Raw genomic sequence first — 15,452 nt, forward strand, 5'->3', positions numbered from 1 at the left:
CTTGGTGTTTTTGAAGGTCATGCAATGAAAAGTAAAACCATCCGCCGCTGGTCGTTCATCCACACCTGGACCAGCCTGATCTGCACGGTGTTTCTGCTGATGCTGGCGCTGACCGGTCTGCCGCTGATTTTCAGCCACGAGATCGATCACGCGCTGGGCAACGCCCCGGAACTGCGCGAGATGCCGGCCGACACGCCGCAACTCGACCTGCAGCAACTGGTCGATGCCGCGCAAAAACACCGCCCGGGCGAAGTCATGCAGTACTTCGGTTATGACGACGAAGAGCCGAACGCCGCGTTCGCGATCATGGCCAGGACGGCCGACACCGAGCCGAATTCTTCGCACACCTTCATGCTCGATGCGCGTACTGGCGAAGCGCTGGAAACCCCTTCGGCCAACGGTGGCTTGATGCTGTTCATCCTGCGCCTGCACGTCGACATGTTCGCCGGGCTGCCGGGCAAGCTGCTGCTGGCGTTCATGGGTCTGTTGTTTGTCGTGGCGATCGTGTCCGGCACGGTGCTGTACCTGCCGTTCATGCGCCGCTTGAAATTCGGCACCGTGCGCCAGGACAAATCGACAAGACTGCGCTGGCTCGACCTGCACAATTTGATCGGCGTCGTCACTTTGACCTGGTGCCTGGTGGTGGGCGTGACCGGAGTGATCAGCGCCTGCGCCGACCTGCTCATCGCCGCCTGGCGCAACGACGCGTTGACCACGCTGATCGCGCCGTATCGCGATGCGCCGCCGTTGACCCAACTGGCCCCGGCTACGCGGCTGCTCGACATCGCCGAGGAAGTCGCACCGGGGATGAAGCCGGATTTCATCGCCTTCCCCGGCACGCGCTTTTCCAGCGAGCACCATTATTCGGTGTTCATGAAGGGCGGCACGCACCTGACCTCGCACCTGCTGACGCCGGTGTTGATCGACGCCACGTCCTTGCAGGTCACCGCCGTGGCCGAACGGCCCTGGTACATGGACGCCATGGGCATGTCGCAGCCGCTGCATTTTGGTGACTACGGCGGCATGCCGATGAAGATTCTCTGGGCGACGCTGGATGTGCTGACGATCATCGTGTTGGCCAGTGGCGTTTATCTGTGGGTGGTGCGGCGCAAGGCGGCCAAGCCTGTTCTGGAAACGGCGGAGGCCTCGGCATGAAGCCGCGTCAGTCGAGTTTCTGGAAGGTCTTCAGCACACCGATCGTAATCGCCCTGCTCAGCGCGGCGGGGCTGTTTGCGGCGTTGCTGGGGGATGGAATCTGGGATGCGTTGAGCTGGGTCGGGCTTGGCGTGCCGGCAGTTTTGGCCATGAAGGGATTGCTGCAGCGCGGGTGATTACTGTTGCCTGACATGGCGCCTTCGCGAGCAAGCTCGCTCCCACAGGGGAACGCATTTCAAATGTGGGAGCGAGCTTGCTCGCGAAGGCGTCAGTCAGCACACCATCGAATCCTCGCCAGCCAAGCGTGATGTGATTAGGCTAATCTCCTGCTCTTCGCCGACCACCGAGGTTCCTCCATGTCCGCCCCCAGCATGACCCTGTACCACAACACCCTGTCGCCCTTCGTCCGCAAGGTCATGGTGCTGCTGCACGAAACCGGTCAGCAGGATCGTGTCGCGCTGCAGGACTGTGCGCTCAGCCCGGTCAGCCCGAACCCGGCGCTGATCGCCGACAACCCGTTGAGCAAGATCCCCGCCCTGCGCCTGGCCGACGGCAATGTCATCCATGACAGCCGCGTCATCCTCGATTACCTCGACCAGCAGCACGTCGGCAATCCATTGATCCCCGCGAAGGTGCGGCGCGCTGGCGGCGCCTGACCCTGGCGTCGATGGCCGACGGGATCATGGATGCTTCAGTGATGGTGCGGTATGAAACCGTGCTGCGCCCGGTGGAAAAACACTGGGACGAATGGCTCGACGCCCAGCGCGACAAGATCCGCCGCGCCCTCGCCGTGCTCGAGAGCGAGGCAATTGCCGAGCTGACCAGCCACTTCGATGTCGCGGCGATCAGCGTGGCCTGCGCGCTGGGCTATCTGGATCTGCGCTTCCCGGACATGGACTGGCGTGCAGCCAATCCGCAACTGGCCAACTGGTATTTCGAGGTGAGTCAGCGACCGTCCATGATCGCTACGATGCCCAAGCCTTAAGCCGGCGGCGCCTGTTCCGGCCTTTTCGCGAGCAAGCCCGCTCCCACAGTTGATTTGTGTTGTTCATGCCATGGTTGCAGCAACAAAAATCCAATGTGGGAGCGGGCTTGCTCGCGAATGCACCACCTCGGTTCCGATGGCAGCGCTGCAAAAATCAGCGTCACCAAAACCTCCAGCTCCCGCTGATCTTCACGCAATCCCACCCGGCTCATTGCATCGCCTCCACGTCAAACTCCAGCGGCCTGGCCGGCTTCAAACCAATCCCGTACCAGTCCAGTTTGCGCGTCAGCACCATGAACACCCCGAGCAGACCGAACAGCATCAGCGAGCCCATCAACAGCGCGTAATCCTCGGCGCTGAGCAAGCCGTACAGCAAGCCATACAGCGCCGCCAGCCCGGCCGAGAAACTCAAGCCATGCCGCGCGCTGCGCAGGACGTGGCTGACATAGAAGCCGATCAGCAACACACAGCCACTGGCCGACAACAGATACGCCAGCGCAAAACCGATGTGTTCCGACAGCGACAGCAGCAGCAGGTAAAAGAACGCCAGCGCAACACCGACCAGGGCATATTGCACCGGGTGCACCGCCAGGCTTTTCAGCACTTCGAAGAGGAAGAAACCGGCGAAGGTCAGGACGATGAACAGCAGCGCATATTTGATCGCCCGATCGCTCTTCAGGTACTGATCCACCGGATCGATGAAGCTGACGCCGAAGCTGCGGCCGTTGAGTGCATCACAGTCGCCAGCGACGCAGCGCTCCATCGCCTCTTGCAGGTTGGTGGAGAAAAACGAGGTCTGCCAGTCGGCGCTGAAACCCTGATCGTTGATCTCGCGCTTGGCCGGCAGGAAGTTGCCGACGAAGCTGGGGTGCGGCCAGTTGGCGGCGAGGCTGACACTGCTGGTCTTGCCCACCGGCACCACCCGCAGCGAGCCGGTGCCTTGCAGGCGCAGGTCGAAACCGAAGGTCAATTGCGTGGCTTTGCTGGCGTCGAGCGCCGGCAGGGTCACGTGTACGCCCTCGCCGATCCAGGCCACTTCGCTGCCGGGCACGAAGTCCAGTTGCTGGCCGCCGAGCTCGAGTTTCAGCGCGTTTTCGATGCCGCGAATGTCGCTGATACCCACGGCGAGGTACGGCGCGTCGAATCGGTAATCGGCAAAATTTTCCTTGATGCCCAACTGTGCCGGCAGGGAAAAATGCCCGTCGATACGGTTATCGGCGTGGAACAGCCGCGCCTCGTAAATGCCGCGTTTGCGCAGTTCGGTCTGCACCTGGCCGTCGAGTTCAAAACGCTCCGGCAGAAAGTACAGACGCCCGCGCGCCTCGCTGACTTCTTCGTAGCGCTTGTTGGTTTTCTCGTTGGTCTTCCAGGTGCGCACCACCTTGCGATACGGCACCACCATCACCGGCCCGGTCAGCTGCTGGCTGTAACTGGAACTGCGCGCGATGTCTTCGAGCACACCGTCGCGCAGTAGCTGACGCTCATCGATGATGCCGTCGATCATCAGCAACGGGATCAATAACAGCATGATCAGCAAGGCAATCGCGCCGAGCTTGATGGTCAGATTCTTGTTCATGGGACTCTCCCTGTTTGGATAGGAAAAGTCTGCTGATGCGGTGTGGTGGGAATTTGTTCGAATTATGGAGATTGTGTGGAAAATGCATTCCCCTGTGGGAGCGAGCCTGCTCGCGAAGGCAGCGACTCGGTCTCAAGGCAGGCGCAATACCACCTCAACCCCGCCCTCGACATTGCCAATGCGCATCACCCCGCCATGCAACTTGACCACTTCTTCAACGAAGTTCAGCCCCAGCCCGGTGCTTTTGCGTCCGCTGTCCGGGCGCGGCAACGAGTAGAAGCGTTCGGTCAGACGCGGCAAGGCGTAATCGGGAATCGGCGTGGCCTGGTTGAACAGGCGGAACTCGACCTGCTCGCCAACACGCTCGGCACGCAAGCGCAACAAGCCCTGCGCCGGAGTGAAATCCAGCGCGTTTTCCAGCAGATTGCCCAACGCCTGGCGCAGCAGAAACGGCTCGCCAATCAACAGCAGATCCTCGCCGATCGCTTGCTCGACGCGCAGTTGTTTGCCCTCGATCCGCGCGGCTTGCGCCTTGAGCAGTTCTGCGACCAACAGCACCAGCGGCACGGCCACGCGCTCTTCCAGCCCTTGGCGCTGTTCGACTTGCGCCAGGTTGAGCAGGCGCTCGATCAACTGCTGCATCCGCGCGCTCTCGCTGTCGATGTTGCTGACAAAGCGCAAACGCTGGACGGCCGGCATATCACTTTGCAGCAATTCCGCTGCGCCTCGAATGGCCGCCAGCGGACTTTTCAATTCATGGGTCAGGGTGTGCACGTAGCGCTCGACGTAGGCCTTGCCTTCGAGCTGCGTGCGCATCTGCTCGACCGCTGTGGCCAGTTGCTCCAGTTCGCCGCCGCGATAGTGCGGCACTTCCACGCGCCGGCCTTCGCTCACCGCCTGGGCATAACCGGTCAATCGGTGCAGCGCGCGGCTGAGCCACCATGAGAGCAAGGCGCCGAAGAGCAGGCCGAGGCCGATCAGTCCGGCGCCGTAAAACAGTAAACGCCGCTCGGTGCGATCGACGTAGGGTTGCAGCGAACTGTTGGGCTTGGCCACAGTGACCACGCCGATGATCTTGCCGTTGTCGCGAATCGGCGCGCCGACGTGCATCACAGACGAGCTCGGATCGGCAGGATCACTGCGGCTGGAGCGCGCGCCGTACTCGCCGCGCAGGGTCAGGTAAACATCGTTCCAGCGCGAATAATCCTGGCCGACTGCGACGCCGCTGGAGTCGAGCACGACGATGCCCTTGGCGTCGGTGACATAGATGCGGTGGTTGACCTGGTTTTTCGGCAAGCCCCAGATGGTCGCTTGCGGCTGACGCTCGCCATACGCACGGAGCAATTGCGGCCAGCGGTTCTCGCTGAGGGTGCCGGCCTTGAAATCGTCGCGCAGGATTTCTGCCATCAGGTTGGCGGTGTCCACCAGCGTCTCTTCGGTGGACTGACGCACGCCGGGGCGGATTTCTTCCATCACCGTGTTGAGGACGAAATAGCCGGTCAGGCCGACAAACAGCACGTACACCAGAAAAATCCGCAGCCCCAGCGACATCAGCTGTGCCCCGGGCTGTAGCTGTAACCGAGGCCGCGATGGGTCTGGATCGGCTCGGCCTCGGCGCGCACCAGGCGCAACTTGGCGCGCAGGCTTTTGATGTGGCTGTCGATGCTGCGCTCGTAACCGGCATCGGCCGCTACGCCCAGCGCATCGAGCAATTGCTCGCGGCTGAACACCCGCTCAGGTTGTTCGAGCAAGCATTGCAACAAGCGGAATTCATGGCGGGTCAGGCTCAGCGGCTGGCCGCGATAGCTGATCTGTACGCGTTCGGCATCGATGCGAAACAGCGTTGAGCCTGCTTCCAGGGTTGCGCGCGGCGCCATGCGTTTGAGGATGGCTTTGACCCGCGCTGCCACTTCACGCGGGCTGAACGGCTTGACCACGTAATCGTCGGCACCGATCTCCAGACCCACGACGCGGTCGATCTCGGCGTCGCGGGCGCTGAGAAACAGCACCGGCACTTCCGTGAAGCGCCGCAATTGCTTGCAGGTTTCGAAGCCACTGATGTCCGGCAGACCGATATCGAGAATGATCAGGTCGGCCGGGGTTTGCCGCTGATGCTCCAGCGCCGCCGCGCCGAGGTTCAGCCACGTGGTGCTGAACCCCTCGCCCTGCAAGGCAAAAATCAATGTGTCGGCAATCGCCGCTTCGTCTTCGACAATCAGGATGTGCGGCATGGCGTCCGAGCCCGTGGCAGTGAGTGCGCGAACGGTGCCCCAAGCCCGGGGTTACGTCAATCAGACCACTTAGCAGTCAGGCTTGTCGGCGGTGTAACGCCGCGCCGGATTGACCGCCGCGCCGAACTCGCGCAAGGCCTTGGCGCCGATCAGCAGCGGATAGTTGAAGTGGCTGCGGTCGGTCAGGTTGACCTCGACGGTGCGCTTGACGTTGCCCAGGCACAGTTCCAGATCGACCACCGGACGCTTGGCGACATCGCTGCTGTCGCGCTCTTCATCGTCCTCGTCGGAACGGCTTTTGATCTTGCTGATGCGCGCGACCTTGTGCTCGAAAACCTTGTTGCTGGCGTCCTTGGTGGCGAGGCGGAAACGCACCCAGTCTTCGCCATCGCGGGTGAAGGTCTCGATGTCCTTGGCCGACAGCGAGGCGGTAAGCGCGCCGGTGTCCATTTTGGCCTTGAGCACTTCGCCACCGATTTCCGGCAGCGCGATGTATTCGTAGCGACCGTACAGCGTCGGCTCGGCGGCCATGACCGGCAGCGCGACGAGGGCAAACAGAGCAAGGAGGGATTTCACGTAAGAGGCTTCCTTGGAAAAATTTAAGGGCGGCAGGCGCGGGATTTTAGACACCAGCGAAGTCATTCGTTCGCCATAGGCCGCCTTCGCGGGCAAGCCCGCTCCCACAGGGGGAACGCATTTCAAAATGTGGGAGCGGGCTTGCTCGCGAAGGGGCCAGCTCAGGCAACGCAACACTTGAGCGAAGCATACCCGGCGAAAAGTGAAACATTCGTCAGCACCGATTTGGCCTGTCGCGCGAAGCTGCTTATCATGGCTCGCCCTGCCACTTCATAGAGTTGCTTATGCGCCGCCTGCTCACCGGCTGTTTCGTCACCCTGCTGCTGTTGCTCAACACCCTGATCCTGATCGGGCCGTTGATGGTGTTTGCCCTGCTCAAACTGGTCGCACCCGGGCGCTGGCGGGATTACGCATCGGGGGCGGTGATGTGGATTGCCGAGACCTGGGCCGAGATCGACAAGCTGATCTTCCAGCTGTGCATTCCGACGCAATGGGACATTCGCGGCGGCGACGATCTGCGCCGCGACACGTCCTATCTGGTGGTCAGCAACCATCAATCGTGGGTCGATATTCCGGCGCTGATCCAGACCCTCAACCGGCGCACGCCGTTCTTCAAATTCTTTCTGAAAAAGAGCTGATCTGGGTGCCGTTCCTTGGCCTGGCGTGGTGGGCGCTGGATTACCCGTTCATGAAGCGCTACACCAAAGCCTTTCTGGCGAAGAACCCGGAACTGGCGGGCAAGGATCTGGAAATCACCAAGGCCGCCTGTGAGCTGTTCAAGCGCCAGCCGGTGACGGTGGTGAATTATCTGGAAGGCACGCGCTACACCCTGGCGAAAAGCACCCAGCAGGAATCACCGTTCAGCCACCTGCTCAAACCCAAGGCCGGCGGCGTGGCGTTCGTGCTGGCGGCGATGGGTGAACAACTCGACGCGATGCTCGATGTGACGGTGGTGTATCCGCAGGAGAAGATCCCGGGCTTCTGGGATTTGATCAGCGGCAACGTGCCGCGAGTGATCATCGACATCAGGACCCGCGAACTCGACCCGACGCTGTGGCAGGGCGATTACGAGAAAGATCCGGCGTTTCGCCTGCATGTCCAGAACTGGGTCAACCAGCTCTGGACCGAGAAGGATCAGCGCATCGCCGAGCTGCGCAGCGAGCGCCGCTGACTCAAGTGCCGGTGCCGGTGCCGGTGCCCCAGATGCTGCCCAGGCTGCTCAACAGCGAACCACCGACGCCCTGCTGACCGAGATATTGCAGCAACACCGGGGCAAACTGGCCGATCATGCCGCTGTCCATGCCCAGCGCGCTGAACGCGTTGTTCAGGTCGTTGGTGTCTTTGACATTGCCCAACGCATTCTCAAGGCCAGCGGACTTGCCGGACGAACCGAGCAACGCGCCCAGCGCCGCCAGATTGCCGCTGCCACCGGACAGCTTATCGATGCCCGGCACTTCCTTGGCCAGTTGCGAATAGTCGGTGCTGCTCAACTGATTCTTCGCCAGCCCAAGCATCGCGCTGGTACCGCCAACAGCCTGCTCCGGCGTGACGTCCAGCGCACTCAGAGCACTCAACAAACCAGCGGTCTCCGAGGTCGGCGCCGCAGCGGCCGCCTTGTCACCACCCTGCATCCCCGCTACCGCACCGGCCACGTCGTTCAAACTGAAACCGGCAAACACCGGCCCGGCGGCCAGAGTCAGGAGCGATGCCAGGGCAAAACCGCGTGAAATCTTCATTCAGACATCCTCTTGAGGAAAAGCTGCCACCGGACAACGGCGACGAAACTGCCGGTTTGACCGGGGATCTGGCGGCATGTTCCTCGCGGCGCATCCCCTTCTCTACGCACTCACCTAAATGAATTGTTCAATCGTTGAATAGCCCCTTCACTATTCGACTTCAAACTGAAAACCCGACTATTTATTTCAATTAGAACTAACCAACTGTCAGATCTGACAGTTGGCAGTCATAACGACGCAAGTGAATATCTCCACTCCGATTACGTAACGGAGTACGAAATGATGAAGTTGAAAATTGTCACTGGCGCCCTGCTTGGTCTGACCATGATGAGTACTGCCTATGCTGCAACCTGCCCAACGATATCAGTGACCCATGCGCAAGGCGCCGAAGATGTCACCTTCACTTCTGCCCGACTTAAAGATAAAGACACTGCTAATTCAGTTGTCATCTGCCGATACGAAGGTGAGGCAGACCTTGGCGTCTCGGCCGGCTACAGAAACGACACTCCAGTTCAAGCCACCGGTAGCAATTGGAACGGTGATGAGTGTGCAACCAAGGATGGTGACGCCCGCAAATGCGCCTTTAAATAACTGGTCGTGTTCAGAACAAAAAGGGCAGCCCGATCGGCTGCCCTTCTTATATGGGTAGAACTCACGCCGCACTGAACAACTTGTGCGGATCAATCACAAACTTCTTCGGCACGCCGGCATCGAACTCGCCGTAACCTTCCGGCGCCTGATCGAGGCTGATCACTTGCACGCCGACCACTTCGGCGATGTTGATGCGGTCCCACATGATCGCCTGCATCAGCTGGCGGTTGTATTTCATCACTGGAGTCTGGCCGGTGTGGAAGCTGTGGGATTTTGCCCAGCCCAGGCCGAAGCGGATGCTCAGGCTGCCCATTTTCGCGGCGGCGTCCACAGCACCCGGGTCTTCGGTGACGTACAGGCCCGGGATACCTATCTTGCCGGCTACCCGCACCACGCCCATCAGTGAGTTGAGCACCGTGGCCGGGGCTTCGGCCTTGACGCCGTCGTGGCCGTGGCCGCGGGCTTCGAAACCGACGCAGTCCACCGCACAGTCGACTTCCGGCTCGCCCAGCAGCGCGGCGATCTGTTCGTGCAGCGGGGTGTCCTTGGACAGGTCGACGACCTCAAAACCCTGGGCCTTGGCGTGGGCCAGGCGGATGGTGTTGACGTCGCCGACAATCACCACCGCCGCACCGAGCAAACGTGCGGAAGCGGCAGCGGCCAGACCGACCGGGCCGGCGCCGGCAATGTACACGGAGCTGCCCGGGCCAACGCCGGCAGTAACCGCGCCGTGGTAACCGGTCGGGAGGATGTCGGAGAGGCAGGTCAGGTCGCGGATTTTCTCCATGGCCTTGTCGCGATCCGGCAGTTTCAGCAGGTTGAAGTCGGCGTACGGCACCAGCACGTATTCGGCCTGGCCACCGGTCCAGTCACCCATGTCGACGTAACCGTATGCGCCGCCGGCACGGGCCGGGTTGACGGTCAGGCAGACGCCGGTGTGTTGCTCCTTGCAGGAACGGCAGCGCCCGCAAGCCACGTTGAACGGAACAGAGACCAGATCGCCGATCTTCAGGTTTTCGACGTCGGAGCCCTTTTCGATCACCTCGCCGGTAATTTCGTGACCCAGCACCAGACCGGTCTGCGCCGTGGTCCGGCCGCGCACCATGTGCTGGTCGGAGCCGCAGATGTTGGTGGATACCACTTTGAGAATGACCCCGTGCTCGATCTTGCGACCACGCGGGTCCTGCATTTTCGGATAGTCGATTTTCTGTACTTCGACCTTGCCAGCGCCGAGATACACCACACCACGATTGCCAGACATGCCATCACCTCTATATTTGTTGTTGGGTAGAGAGTTGATTGAGCTTCAAGCGGCAAGCTACAAGCCGCAAGAAGTGTGCTGACCGCTTGTTCTTGCGGCTTGGAGCTTGGAGCTTGAAGCTAAAGAACGACAGTTCTGTTGGCGTTCAGGAACACCCTTCTTTCGATGTGATACCCAACCGCCCGCGCCAAGGTCAGGCCTTCGATATCCCGGCCCTTGGCAATCAGGTCCTCGGGGTAATGACTGTGATCCACCGCCTCGACGCCCTGGGCGATGATCGGCCCTTCATCGAGATCGTTGTTGATGTAATGCGCCGTCGCGCCCACCAGTTTCACGCCCTTGTTGTAGGCCTGGTGATACGGCTTGGCGCCCTTGAAGCCCGGCAGCAGGGAGTGATGAATGTTGATCGCCTTGCCGTCGAGCTTGCGGCACAGCTCCGGCGACAGCACCTGCATGTAGCGGGCGAGGATCACCAGTTCGGCACCGGCCTCTTCGATCACCTGCCAGACCTGACGCTCCTGCGCCGGTTTGTCGTTGGGGTCGAGAGGGAAATGGTAGTAGGGAATCTGGTGCCAGTCGGCCAACGGCTTGAGATCCGGATGGTTGGACACCACCGCCGCGACGTCCATCGACAACTGGCCGATGCGCTGGCGATAGAGCAAGTCGTTGAGGCAGTGATCGGCCTTGGAGACCATGATCACCACTTTCGGCCGGTAGTTGGGCGCGGTCAGCTCGAAGAGCATGCCGAACGCCTGTCCGCGCTCGGCCAGCCCGGCGCGGAAGGATTGCTCGTCGAAGCCGTCGGGCTGACGGAATTCCACGCGAATGAAGAAGCGCCCCGAGAGGCGGTCATCGAACGAGTGGTGCTCGGTGACATAACAGCCCTGCTCGAACAGAAAACGCGTGACCGCGTCCACCGTGCCGAGGACGCTGGGGCAGTCGGCGGTCAGAATCCATGTGTCTGGGGCGCGGCTCATGGTGCGGTGACTCCTGTTACAACAACGGTGAGCAAAGTGAACTCTGAACCAGACTGACCTGCGCTGAACTGCTTTTGTGGTGAGGGATTTATCCCCGTTGGGTGGCGAAGCCACCCCAAAACCAATCACCGCGGTTTATCAGGTAGATCGAATTCACAGGTATTGCGACTGCTTCGCAGCCGAACGGGGATAAATCCCCTCGCCACAGAAGCAGGCACGATAGCCATTCAGTCTCAGGCCTGAACGCTAAGGCCGTACTCGGCCGAAGCATCCTGCAACCACAACCACCAGTAATCCGAGAAGCTGCGACGGATCAGCAGTTCCCAAGTGTCTTCGGCGGTATGGCGAATCATCAGCTGCGATTTGGCGAACACCGTACCCACCGCTTTACCGACCGGGAAGTTGTTCGGGTGCACGTCATAGCTGGTGGATTTCATTAGCACCTGGCGCACGTTCGGCCCGCTCAGTTCGAGGATCTGCTGGCCGCCGCTGACGTTGACGATGGCAATGTGCAGATCGCCCAGCGCTTCACGCAGTTTCTGCTCGGCGGCGAATTCTTCGCCGCTTGGCACGACCAGCAGCCACTCGTCCGGGCCCATCCATTGCAGGCTGGTTTCGCCTTTGACGATCACGCTCAGCGCGCCGGGCAATTCAATGCCAAGCGCCTTGTGCACACCGGCCGCGAACGGGGCATCGTGGCCATCGCCACGAAGGGTCAGGTGGCCGAGGAGTTTCTTTTCCCGCACGATCACGCCGGCGTTCTTGCGGCCCTTGCCGACCAGGCTGGCGAGGTCGGCATGGTGCAGCGACGACTCGGCACGGGCACCGGTGGTCGGGCGTTGCTGGTAAACATTGGCTTTGGTCATAAAGCACCTTCTGAATTCTGTTGGTTCCTGTGGTGGCTGTGCCGCCGCCTTCGCGAGCAGGCTCGCTCCCACAGGGGAACGCGATCGAATGTGGGAGCGAGCCTGCTCGCGAATAGCCGCCCGCCCACCGCTCCCGAGGTTGTCAGATGTTCTGCCGCTCACCCTTCGGATCGAAGAACACCGAAGACACGATTTCCGCCTCGATCACGCTGCCATCGGCCAGCGGTGCGAACACCCGCTCGCCCATGCGCTTGAGACCGCCCTTGACCACACCCATGGCAAACGAATAACCGAGGGAGTTGTGCGCGTAGCTCGAGGTGACGTGGCCGACCATGGTCATCGGGATCGCCTGCTTGGTGTTGAACACCAGCTGCGCACCTTCCGGCAGCCATTTGGTCGGATCGATCGGCTTGAGGCCTACCAGTTGTTTGCGCTGGTCTTTCACGCAATCTTCGCGGTTCATGCCGCGCTGGCCGATCCACGAGAACGGTTTGGTGCGACCCACACACCAGCCCATGTTCAGGTCGTCCGGGGTCATCGAGCCGTCGGTGTCCTGGCCGACGATGATGAAGCCCTTCTCGGCCCGCAGCACGTGCATGGTTTCGGTGCCGTACGGCGTCAGGTTGTACTGCTTGCCGGCCTCGACGATTTTCTCCAGCACGCCCATCGCATAATCGGCCTGCACGTTGACTTCGTACGACAGCTCACCGGTGAACGAGATACGGAACACCCGCGCCGGCACATCGCCGACCAGACCTTCTTTCCAGGTCATGAACGGGAACGCTTCGTTGCTCAGATCGATGTCGGTCACGGCGCTGAGCAGCTTGCGGCTGTTCGGCCCGGACAGGGTCATGGTCGCCCAGTGGTCGGTGACCGACGTGAAGTACACCTTCAGCTCCGGCCATTCGGTCTGGTGGTACAGCTCCAGCCACTGCAGTACGCGCGCGGCGCCGCCGGTGGTGGTGGTCATGACGAAATGGTTGTCGGCCAGACACGCGGTCACACCGTCGTCGAAGACCATGCCGTCTTCCTTGCACATCAGACCGTAGCGCGCCTTGCCCACGTCGAGCTTGGTCCAGGCGTTGGTGTACACGCGGTTGAGGAACTCGCGGGCATCCGGGCCTTGGATGTCGATCTTGCCGAGGGTCGAAGCATCGAGCAGGCCAACGCTGTCGCGCACGGCTTTGCATTCGCGCTTGACCGCCGCGTGCAGGTCTTCACCGTTTTTCGGGAAGTACCATGGACGCTTCCACTGACCGACATCTTCAAACTCGGCGCCGTTCTTCACGTGCCAGGCATGCAGCGCGGTGTAGCGCACCGGTTCGAAGATGTGCCCACAGTGCCGACCGGCCACGGCGCCGAAGGTCACCGGCGTGTAGTTCGGACGGAACATGGTGGTGCCCATCTGCGGGATGGTCACGTTCAGCGAACGGGCGGCAATGGCCAGACCGTTGACGTTGCCGAGCTTGCCCTGATCGGTGCCGAAGCCCAGCGCGGTATAGCGTTTGACGTGCTCGACCGACTCGAAACCTTCGCGGGTCGCCAGTTCGATGCCACCGGCGGTGACGTCGTTCTGGAAGTCGACGAATTGCTTTGGTGCACGCGCCGAGTTTTTCTCGTGCGGCACCTGGAACAGCGCCAGGGTCGGCTCTTCGAGTCGGCTCAGGGCTTTCGGCAACACGCCTTCGACAGTCTGGAAACCGGCTTCGGCGGCAGCGCGCACGCCACCTTCAAAACCGTCGGCCAGCGAATCGCCGAGCGCGTAGACGCCATTGATGCCACCGACGCACACACGTTTCTGCGGAGCTTCGCCCGGTACGAAACCGAGAATATCTTCGCGCCAGACTGGTTTGCCGCCGAGGTGCGAAGCCAGATGAACCACCGGGCTGTAACCGCCGGAGCTGGCGACCAGATCGCAATCGAGCCATTCGCCCGGACTGGTCACGGCGTGAGCCTTTACGTCAATCGCGGCGACGCGGGCAGCGGTCACCCGCTTGCTGCCACGCACTTCGATGACGGCGCTGCCGGTGAGGATGCGAATGCCTTTGGCACGCGCTTCTTCGACCAATGCACCGCGCGGATTGCTGCGAGCATCAGCGATGGCGACCACTTGCAGACTGGCATCGAGCCAATCCAGAGCGACGCGATAGGCGTGATCGTTGTTGGTCGACAGCACCAGTTTTTTGCCCGGCGCTACGCCATAACGACGCACGTAAGTCGACACCGCGCCAGCGAGCATGTTGCCCGGCACGTCGTTGTTGCCGTAGACCAGCGGACGCTCGTGGGCGCCGGTCGCCAGCACCACACGTTTGGCGCGGACACGGTGGATGCGCTGCCGCACCTGACCGATCGGCGCGCGGTCGCCGAGGTGATCGGTGAGGCGTTCGTGAATGGTCAGGAAATTGTGGTCGTGGTAACCGTTGACCGTGGCGCGCGGCAACAGCAGCACGTCCGGGGTGTTCTTCAATTCCGCGATGACACTGGCGACCCATTCCATCGCCGGTTTGCCGTCGAGGCTTTCGCGCGAGTCGAGCAGGCTGCCGCCGAACTCTTCCTGCTCATCGGCCAGAATCACTCGGGCACCGCTGCGCGCAGCGGCCAGGGCAGCGGCGAGACCGGCCGGGCCGGCACCGACGATCAGCACGTCGCAGTGCTGATTCATGTAGTCGTAGGTGTCCGGATCGTTCTCGGTCGGCGAACGGCCGAGGCCGGCAGCCTTGCGAATGTACTTCTCGTAAGTCATCCAGAACGATTGCGGGTACATGAAGGTTTTGTAGTAGAAACCCGGCGGCATCAGCTTGCCGCCGACCTTGCCGAGAATCCCCATCATGTCGTTGTTGACGCTCGGCCAGCCGTTGGTGCTGGTGGCGACCAGACCCTGATACAACGCCTGTTGCGTGGCGCGCACGTTGGGAATCTGCGTGGCTTCGGTGGCACCGATCTGCAGCACGGCGTTCGGCTCCTCGGAACCGGCGGCGAAGATGCCGCGAGGGCGCGAATATTTGAAGCTGCGGCCGATGATATCGACGCCGTTGGCAATCAGTGCAGCGGCCAGCGAGTCGCCTTCATAGCCTTTGTAGGTCTGGCCGTTGAAGGTGAAGCTCAGCACTTTGTTGCGGTCGATCCGTCCACCGTTGGACAGGCGATTGGTCTGGCTCATACCTTCTCTCCCAGCGCCGTCGTGGCTGTTTTCGCAGTGCCAGCCTTGTCGGTGAATTGCGGCTTCTCGCCGATCTTGTAGCTCTCGAGAATCTCGTAGGTCACGGTATCGCGAGTGACGTTGAAGTACTGGCGGCAACCGGCAACGTGGTCCCACAACTCGTGGTGCAGACCGCGCGGGTTATCGCGGAAGAACATGTAGTCACCCCACTCCTCATCGGTGCAGGCGTTCGGATCCAGCGGGCGCGGAATGTGCGCCTGGCCGGATGCATGGAATTCCTCTTCGGAGCGCAGTTCGCCGCAGTGAGGACAGAAGATGTGCAACATAGGGATTTCTCC

13 protein-coding genes and 2 pseudogenes are annotated in these 15,452 nt (G+C 61.5%); 5 read left to right on the forward strand and 10 right to left on the reverse strand.

Annotation, left to right across the window (positions count from 1 at the left end):
- Positions 1-24: 24 nt before the first annotated feature.
- From LJU32_02095 to LJU32_02105, 3 genes and pseudogenes are all read left to right on the forward strand, one after another.
- Positions 25-1,155, forward strand: a complete 1,131-nt coding sequence (locus LJU32_02095; GenBank protein WKV89277.1) for a PepSY domain-containing protein — start codon at positions 25-27, stop codon at positions 1,153-1,155.
- On the forward strand, positions 1,152-1,331 hold the full coding sequence (locus LJU32_02100) for a hypothetical protein (GenBank protein WKV89278.1): 180 nt from the start codon (positions 1,152-1,154) through the stop codon (positions 1,329-1,331). The genes LJU32_02095 and LJU32_02100 overlap by 4 nt, the downstream gene beginning before the upstream one ends.
- A gap of 180 nt (positions 1,332-1,511) precedes the next feature.
- Positions 1,512-2,140, forward strand: a pseudogene (locus LJU32_02105) (glutathione S-transferase).
- A 208-nt stretch (positions 2,141-2,348) separates the two neighbouring features.
- Here LJU32_02105 and creD read toward each other — a convergent pair.
- From creD to LJU32_02125, 4 genes are all read right to left on the reverse strand, one after another.
- On the reverse strand, positions 2,349-3,716 hold the full coding sequence (creD, locus tag LJU32_02110) for a cell envelope integrity protein CreD (protein WKV89279.1): 1,368 nt from the start codon (positions 3,714-3,716) through the stop codon (positions 2,349-2,351).
- Positions 3,717-3,848: 132 nt separating this feature from the next.
- Positions 3,849-5,267 carry a two-component system sensor histidine kinase CreC gene (creC, locus tag LJU32_02115; GenBank protein WKV89280.1) on the reverse strand — a complete coding sequence of 473 codons (1,419 nt, stop codon included), beginning with the start codon at positions 5,265-5,267 and terminating at the stop codon, positions 3,849-3,851.
- The gene (gene creB / locus LJU32_02120; protein ID WKV89281.1) at positions 5,267-5,947 is read right to left on the reverse strand and encodes a two-component system response regulator CreB; all 681 of its coding nucleotides are present in this window, start codon (positions 5,945-5,947) and stop codon (positions 5,267-5,269) included. Before creB ends, creC begins: the two co-directional genes overlap by 1 nt.
- A gap of 69 nt (positions 5,948-6,016) precedes the next feature.
- Positions 6,017-6,523, reverse strand: coding sequence for an ATP-dependent zinc protease (locus LJU32_02125; protein WKV89282.1), 507 nt, complete (start codon positions 6,521-6,523; stop codon positions 6,017-6,019).
- 284 nt (positions 6,524-6,807) lie between these two features.
- On the opposite strand from LJU32_02125, the pseudogene LJU32_02130 reads away from it, so the two are divergent.
- A pseudogene (locus tag LJU32_02130) lies at positions 6,808-7,694 on the forward strand (acyltransferase).
- A gap of 1 nt (position 7,695) precedes the next feature.
- Here the strand turns inward: LJU32_02130 and LJU32_02135 are convergent.
- Positions 7,696-8,259 (reverse strand): DUF2780 domain-containing protein, encoded by a 564-nt coding sequence (locus LJU32_02135; protein WKV89283.1) that lies wholly within the window; start codon positions 8,257-8,259, stop codon positions 7,696-7,698.
- A gap of 279 nt (positions 8,260-8,538) precedes the next feature.
- Here LJU32_02135 and LJU32_02140 point away from each other — a divergent pair, with 279 nt between their 5' ends.
- On the forward strand, positions 8,539-8,850 hold the full coding sequence (locus tag LJU32_02140) for a hypothetical protein (GenBank protein WKV89284.1): 312 nt from the start codon (positions 8,539-8,541) through the stop codon (positions 8,848-8,850).
- Between the two features lie 61 nt (positions 8,851-8,911).
- Here LJU32_02140 and fdhA read toward each other — a convergent pair whose 3' ends face one another.
- The 5 genes from fdhA to LJU32_02165 form a co-directional block, all read right to left on the reverse strand.
- Entirely contained in the window at positions 8,912-10,111 is a 1,200-nt protein-coding gene (fdhA, locus tag LJU32_02145) for a formaldehyde dehydrogenase, glutathione-independent (GenBank protein ID WKV89285.1), read from the reverse strand.
- A 119-nt stretch (positions 10,112-10,230) separates the two neighbouring features.
- Entirely contained in the window at positions 10,231-11,088 is an 858-nt protein-coding gene (gene purU / locus LJU32_02150) for a formyltetrahydrofolate deformylase (protein WKV89286.1), read from the reverse strand.
- A 233-nt stretch (positions 11,089-11,321) separates the two neighbouring features.
- Positions 11,322-11,954, reverse strand: coding sequence for a sarcosine oxidase subunit gamma family protein (locus tag LJU32_02155; GenBank protein ID WKV89287.1), 633 nt, complete (start codon positions 11,952-11,954; stop codon positions 11,322-11,324).
- Positions 11,955-12,096: 142 nt separating this feature from the next.
- Positions 12,097-15,114: a sarcosine oxidase subunit alpha gene (locus tag LJU32_02160; protein WKV89288.1), complete on the reverse strand. Its 3,018-nt coding sequence runs from the start codon at positions 15,112-15,114 to the stop codon at positions 12,097-12,099.
- Positions 15,111-15,440, reverse strand: a complete 330-nt coding sequence (locus LJU32_02165; GenBank protein ID WKV89289.1) for a sarcosine oxidase subunit delta — start codon at positions 15,438-15,440, stop codon at positions 15,111-15,113. The genes LJU32_02160 and LJU32_02165 overlap by 4 nt, the downstream gene beginning before the upstream one ends.
- Between the last annotated feature and the right edge of the window lie 12 nt (positions 15,441-15,452).

This window comes from Pseudomonas sp. B21_DOA, assembly GCA_030544685.1.
GTDB lineage: Bacteria > Pseudomonadota > Gammaproteobacteria > Pseudomonadales > Pseudomonadaceae > Aquipseudomonas > Aquipseudomonas fluorescens_AO.